The sequence below is a fragment of the Actinospica durhamensis genome, from assembly GCF_018139695.1.
In the GTDB taxonomy this organism is placed as follows: Bacteria; Actinomycetota; Actinomycetes; order Streptomycetales; family Catenulisporaceae; genus Actinospica; species Actinospica durhamensis.
This window is the reverse complement of the sequence record NZ_JAGSOG010000389.1, coordinates 1-6,195: the sequence shown is the minus strand read 5'-3', so window position 1 is coordinate 6,195 and position 6,195 is coordinate 1. Positions and strand designations below refer to the sequence as shown.

The 6,195-nt window shown below is 71.2% G+C and carries 6 protein-coding genes; 3 read left to right on the top strand and 3 right to left on the bottom strand.

The genetic code is table 11. From position 1 onward, the window contains the following. Positions 1 to 128: 128 nt before the first annotated feature. A complete protein-coding gene (gene imuA', locus KDL01_RS38265) occupies positions 129 to 917 on the bottom strand; it encodes a DnaE2-dependent mutagenesis accessory factor ImuA' (RefSeq protein ID WP_498038003.1) in 789 nt (262 codons plus the stop codon). Between the two features lie 431 nt (positions 918 to 1,348). Then, positions 1,349 to 2,200 (bottom strand): LysR family transcriptional regulator, encoded by an 852-nt coding sequence (locus KDL01_RS44955; protein WP_212533615.1) that lies wholly within the window; start codon positions 2,198 to 2,200, stop codon positions 1,349 to 1,351. 95 nt (positions 2,201 to 2,295) lie between these two features. On the opposite strand from KDL01_RS44955, the gene KDL01_RS38255 reads away from it, so the two are divergent. The 3 genes from KDL01_RS38255 (at position 2,296) to KDL01_RS38245 (ending at position 4,820) form a co-directional block, all read left to right on the top strand. Next, on the top strand, positions 2,296 to 3,027 hold the full coding sequence (locus tag KDL01_RS38255; protein WP_212533614.1) for an SDR family oxidoreductase: 732 nt from the start codon (positions 2,296 to 2,298) through the stop codon (positions 3,025 to 3,027). Between the two features lie 68 nt (positions 3,028 to 3,095). After that, positions 3,096 to 3,851, top strand: coding sequence for a DinB family protein (locus tag KDL01_RS38250; protein ID WP_246577573.1), 756 nt, complete (start codon positions 3,096 to 3,098; stop codon positions 3,849 to 3,851). A 105-nt stretch (positions 3,852 to 3,956) separates the two neighbouring features. Next, positions 3,957 to 4,820 (top strand): phosphotransferase family protein, encoded by an 864-nt coding sequence (locus tag KDL01_RS38245; RefSeq protein WP_212533612.1) that lies wholly within the window; start codon positions 3,957 to 3,959, stop codon positions 4,818 to 4,820. 38 nt (positions 4,821 to 4,858) lie between these two features. On the opposite strand, the gene KDL01_RS47120 is transcribed toward KDL01_RS38245, so the two are convergent. Further along, positions 4,859 to 6,195: MFS transporter (locus tag KDL01_RS47120; protein ID WP_212533611.1), on the bottom strand; the 1,337-nt coding region annotated here is incomplete at its 5' end.

Sequence of the window (6,195 nt, the reverse complement as noted above, 5' to 3'; positions counted from 1 at the left end):
CTGCTGCGCCGTGAACCGGCGCGGCTTCACCTTCACCGCAGACCTACGCCGCTCCCGCCATCCCGCCGCTCCCGCCAACCCGCCAACCCGCCAACCCGCCATCCGCCGGCTTCGGGCCGGTGGCCGGGTCAGGCCACTGCCGTGAGCCGACGCGTCCGGCTCGGAGACCAGTCCAGATCGGCGGACGCGGCGGCCGGGGCGGATATCGACTCGGCGGACGCGGGGGCGAGGCCACCTTCGTCGGCCGGAAGCCAGACCCGGGCAGTACGCACACGTCTAGTGCGGTCCTCGGCGGTCACGACCGCTTCGCCGGCGAGCAGATGGCCGGTGCCGGTGCCGAGGCCGCTCCAGCCGAGGCGGTCCACCCGCAACACCGCGCGGGCGCTCGGCCAGGGGCCGAGGACGAGCAGGGCGGCGCGGTGCCGCTCCCCCGCCGTGGCGCCTTGCCGCAGCCGGGCATCCACTCTTCGGGCCACCTGGGGTGAGACCGCTCCGGGCGGACTGAGCAGCACCAGGTCGACCCCGTCGGCCAACACTGCGGACACCTCCGCCCAGCGCTCGCCCGGCTCCGGCACCACCAGCAGCCGCTGCAGGGCTCCGGCCCGCACCGCGTGGGCGCCGAGCAGCCCGGCCAACGCCGCACCGCCCAGCGCTCTCGCGCCCACCGCCGCGCACCAAAGGCCCTGCCGCAGCGCACCGGCCAGCAGCGCGAGGGCGAGGTAGTCGACCGTCACAGCGCCACCTTCACCGATTGCGCCACCTGGGTGACGCGCCCCGGCCAGCGACAGCGCCTCACCGCGGCGAACCCCGCCGGGGACGAGCGCGGCCAGAGGCTCGAGCAGGGCGATCGGATCGCGGCCGTCGGAAGAAGCGAAAGAGGTGGGGGAAGTGGAGTCGGTGGACGAGGCGTGAGGCATGGAGGGAACAGGGCGGACGATGGGGGTAAGAGCAGTGGGTGCGACCGGCGCGTCAGCGGGCACCGCAGCCAAAGACGCGGGGAGCGCAATAGCGCTTTGGCCTGCGACGAAGCTCGAATCCGGGGCGTCGGGAGCACCGTCGTCCGACAGGAGGTCGTCCGACGGGGTGGCCGCCGGGTCCTGGCCCGAAGTGAGCGGGCGGACATGGTGCGTCCGGGTGGCCAGCCGCTCGACCGCGGCCGCCAACGCGGCGCGGCGACCGGTGGGGTCTACCGGCCGTTCTTCGAACAAATGAGCGACAGGCACAGCGCCAGTATCACCCGACCCCCGGAGTGTGTCAAAGCCTGGAGAACACTGACGGCGGATCAGGTCCAGACCCGGACGAATGCGCCGGAACACGTGCTTCGGGACCTGACCACGGCGTCGGCGGGCTACCGGAACCGGGTCGCGGTTCGGACGAGGTCGGCGACGGCTTTGGATCGGCTGTGCGGTGGCCAGGCGATCACCGTGGTGACTTTCGGCGCGTCGAGTACGGGCACGGCGGCGAGGTCGCCGTGTAGTTGGGCGCGGCAGGACTCCGGTGAGACCGCACAGGCCCGGCCGAGTGCGACGAGTTGCAGCAACTGCGCGTGGTCGCGGACCTGCGGGCCGGGGCCGGGTGGGTAGGTGCCGTCGGGGTTGGGCCAGCGTGGCAGGGGCAGGCCCGGCAGTCCGGTGATGTCTTCCATGTGTACATGGGTCCGAGCGGTGAGCGGATGTCCGGCCGGCAGGACTGCCACTTGGCCCTCCGTGCTGAGGTCTTCGGTGTGGAGCCCGGCCGTCGAGTCGAAGGGTCGGTGTAGCAGCGCCACGTCGGCCCGGCCCTCGTGCAGGAGGCGTTCCTGCTCGGCCGGGCCGCACAGGATGACGTCGACGGGGACCGCGACGGGTTCGGCGGCGTACGCGTCGAGGAGTTTCGCCAGCAGTTCGCTGGACGCGTTGGCTTTGGTGACCAGGACGAGGCCGGGACGGCCGGTCGCGCAGAGGGCGGCGCGGCGGGTGCGGCGCTCGGCGGCGGCAACCGCGTCGAGGGCCGCGCGGCCCTCGGTCAGCAGCACCGAGCCGGCCTCGGTCAGCGTGACGGTGCGGCTGGTCCGGTCCAGCAGTACCGCACCGAGTCGGCGTTCGAGCTGCTGGATCGCCCGGGACAGCGGCGGCTGCGCGATCCCGAGCCGCTGCGCGGCGCGCCCGAAGTGCAGCTCTTCGGCGACGGCGACGAAGTAACGCAGTTCCCTGGTCTCCATCCGGCCACGGTACCCCGAATCCATACCCTGACGGTATCGTCGCCCACCCGATCGGTCTTGGACACCTCCCTGAGTCCACGGGCAGCATGGTCCTTATGAGCGAACGAACGATTGCGCTGGTCACCGGCGCGAACAAGGGAATCGGCTACGAGATCGCCGCGGGCCTCGGCGCCCTCGGCTGGAGTGTCGGCGTCGGCGCCCGCGACGATCAGCGCCGTAAGGACGCGGTGGAGCGACTGCGCGCGGCCGGCGTCGACGCCTTCGGCGTACCGCTGGACGTGACCGACGACTCGAGCGCGACCGCCGCCGCACGGCTGATCGAGGATCAGGCCGGGCGCCTCGACGTGCTCGTCAACAACGCCGCCATCAGCGGCGAGATGCCGCAGGAGCCCACCCGCGTCGACCCCGCCACCATCCGAACGGTCGTGGAGACCAACGTCATCGGAGTCATCCGCGTCACCAACGCGATGCTGCCGCTGCTGCGCCGCTCCGCCTCACCACGGATCGTGAACATGTCCAGCAGCGTCGGCTCCCTCACCCGGCAGTCAGGACCCGCTGCCGAGCAGACGGCGGGCCCGTTGGCCGTGGCTTACGCGCCGTCGAAGACGTTCCTGAACGCCGTCACCCTCCAGTTCGTTCGGGAACTGAGCGGCACGAACATCCTGATCAACGTCGGCTGCCCCGGCTACGTCGCGACCGATCTCAACGGCTTCCGCGGCCTGCGCACCCCCGCGCAGGGCGCGGCGATCGCCATCAAGCTCGCGACCCTGCCCGACGACGGCCCGACCGGCCAGTTCTTCGATGACGCGGGCGTCGTGCCCTGGTGAGCTCGCCGAGACTGTCGGTGGGCAGTCGTATGCTCCGAGTCGTGGCCACACTCGACCAGGAGGAGTTCATGGCGACCTTCAGTCAGTCCGACGACCTGCGGAAAGCTGAATTCCGTGGCGTGAACCTCAGGGGCGCCCGGTTCAGCGAGTCCGATCTCTCCGGTGTGGTGATGCGCGGGGTCGACATCGCAGGGGCGGACATCGACGCCCCGTGGCTCTTCGAGGACGGGACCGTGCTCCTGGTCAACGGCGTCGACGTGGCGCCTTTCGTCGATACCGAACTCAACCGGCGCTTCCCCGGCCGGGCCGAGCGGCGGGCCAAGGATCCCGACGGCCTGCGGGCAGCCTGGGCCGCGCTCGAGCGCACTTGGGCGGCCACGCTCGAACGTGCTGCGGCGCTGCCGGCCGGCGCCGTGGACGTCTCGGTCGACGGAGAGTGGTCGTTCGCGCAGACGCTCCGGCACCTGGTGCTGGCCACGGACATATGGCTGGGTCGGGCGATCCGGGAGCTCGAGCAGCCGTTCCATCCTCTCGGGCTGATGGACGTCGGCAGCGGCGAGGGCTTCGACTTGTCGGTCTTCACCGCTGACACGCCGACCTACGCCGAGGTGCTCCAGGCCCGGGCCGACCGGGTGGCGCTGGTGCGTGATTTCCTGGCCACGGTGACACCGCAGGAGCTGGCCGCCGCGCGTCAGAACCCGCACAACCCGCAGCACCCGGAAACCGTCCGCTCGTGTCTGCACGTGATTCTCGAGGAGGAGTGGGAGCATCATCGGTTCGCCGTTCGCGACCTCGATGCCGTCGAGGCGAGGCTCGGCGACTGAGCCTTCGTGTTCCGCCGCAGGCCGGCGGCGCCGACGACCACGGCCGGCCGCGGTCGGTGCCGATAATCCCGCGCCACCCCCGCTCATCTCTGTCAGGATTCGCGGGTGGAGATATCCGACGTCAAACGTGCGGTCGCGGCTGCGACTTCGATCGCCGCATCGCTCAATCTGTCCGCCGACGACGCGATCGTCCTACACAACTCGAACAAGCTGGCGCTGCGGCTGACGCCGTGCGACGTCTTCGCCCGGGTCGCGCCGGTGGGGCAGGAGGTCGCACAGTTCGAAGTCGAGCTCGCCGAGCGGCTTACCGGGGCCGGATGGCCGGTGGCCGCTTTGGAGCCTCGGGTGGAGCCGCGTGCGTACACGAGCGATGGCTTCGTGGTGACGCTGTGGACGTACTACGAGCCCGTGACGCCTCAGGTCTCGCCGGCCGACTACGCCAAGGCGCTGGAGCAGTTGCACGCGGGCATGCGCGAGGTCGACGTGCCGAGTCCGCGGTTCACGGATCGCATCGCGGAGGCGCAGGAGATCGTTGCCAACCCCGATCTCTCGCCGGAACTCGCCGAGGCGGACCGCGTGTTCCTCGGCGGCAGGCTGAGCAGCCTGCGACAGGCGATCGAGGAGCGCGGCGCGGTGGAGCAGCTGCTTCACGGCGAGCCGCATCCGGGCAACGTGCTCAGCACGAAGAACGGCCCGTTGTTCATCGACCTCGAGACGTGCTGCCGTGGACCCGTCGAGTTCGATCTCGCCCATGTCACCGAGGAGGTCTGCGAGCACTACCCGAACATCGACCGAGAACTGCTGGACGAGTGCCGCGAGCTCGTTCTCGCGATGGTCGCGGCGTGGCGTTGGGACGTCAGCGACCAGTTTCCGAACGGGATGCTGTTCGGCAAGGGACTCCTGCGCCTGCTGCGCGAGGGCCCTCCGTGGCCGACGCTCGACACGGTGGCCACGAAGCTCGGACTCTAGGGGCAGACCCGCGTCGAGCGCCGACGAAGGGGCCTGAGTCAGCTCACCTCGGGGAAACAGGACACTGCCGGGTCCGGCGGCGTCCTAACCGAGGATGACGGGATCCGGTCAGGCGTTCGGCGGTCGGCTGCGGGGAGCCAGCGGAGCGCGGCGAGTCCGGCTGCCAGCCAGATCGCGCCCTGGATCGAGATCACCGGGATGATGCCGAGGGGCCGGCTGAGCCAGCCGGCGGCGAGCGTGCCCACCAAAACTGCCGCGCCCTGGATGGCGCCGAGCGTTCCGAACAGCCGGCCTCGGTAGGCGTCCTGGACGCCGCGCTGGAGCAGTGCCGTCATGCCCGCGGCGCCCAGTGCGCCGGGCACGCCGACGAGGATCATGCCGACGACGGCGGGCCACAGGGCGACGTAGCCGAGGGGGTAGAGGAAGATCGCCAGGTCCGTCGCGCCGAAGGCGAGCGCCCCGTAGCCGAGCAAGCGGGCCGCCGGCATGCGGTGGCTCGCTCCCGCGGCCAAGAGGCCGCCGACGATTCCGCCTACCGCCTGCGCCGCTGCGAACAGGCCGAACTGTCGGCTGGTGCCGTGCAGGGTGTGTTCGACGAACGGGGTGATCAGCGTGGCGAACACGCCTTCGCCCACGCTCGTGGCCAGCGCGAAAAGCATCAGTGCCCGTAGCGTCCGGTCGTGCGCGATCAGCCGCGACCCGGCTCGCAGGTCCGTCAGCAGGACGTTCAGCCGCCGACCGGTCGGCACCGTACGCGCCGGGCGGCCGTCGGCGCGGATCGGGACCAGCAGGAGCGCGGAGATCGCGAAACTGGCGGCGTCGGCGAGCGTCACCGCGCTCAGGCCGCCGAGCGCGGCCAGCACGCCGCCGAGAGCGGACCCGGTCAGCCGGGCCACGGCGCCGATCTGCCCGCTGAGCGCGTTGGCGGTGACGAGCCGGTCATCCGCCACGAGCCGGGGAATCATCGCCTGCTGCGACGGGGTGAAGAACTGTTGGACCGCGCCCTCCCAGACGAGGACGAGGCACACGATCCAGAGGTCTGACGGCCGATGCACGGCCAGCAGCGGGAGCAGCCCGACCGCGAGCAGCCCGTCGGTGTAGATCATGGCCTTCTTGCGGTCCCATCGGTCGGCCAGCACACCGGCGACCGGGCCGAGCAGCACCTGCGGCACTCCGGCCGACAGGAGGGTGAGCGCGGACGCGACGGTCGAGCCGGTCATCGCGTACACCCGGTAGAGCAGCCCGATCAGCAGAATCCAGTCGCCGCAGGCCGAGACGAGCCCGGCGGACATCACCAGCCGCAGATCGCGGTGCGTGGATAGGACGCGCCACGCGGTACGCATCTCAGCCCTGAGCCTGTCTCTTATACACATCT

Excerpts from the sequence above, each read along its gene's own strand:
- imuA' (WP_498038003.1), bottom strand. The coding sequence starts at position 917 with ATGCCTCACGCCTCGTCCACCGACTCCACTTCCCCCACCTCTTTCGCT.
- KDL01_RS44955 (WP_212533615.1), bottom strand. The coding sequence starts at position 2,200 with ATGGAGACCAGGGAACTGCGTTACTTCGTCGCCGTCGCCGAAGAGCTG.
- KDL01_RS38255 (WP_212533614.1), top strand. The coding sequence starts at position 2,296 with ATGAGCGAACGAACGATTGCGCTGGTCACCGGCGCGAACAAGGGAATC.
- KDL01_RS38250 (WP_246577573.1), top strand. The coding sequence starts at position 3,096 with ATGGCGACCTTCAGTCAGTCCGACGACCTGCGGAAAGCTGAATTCCGT.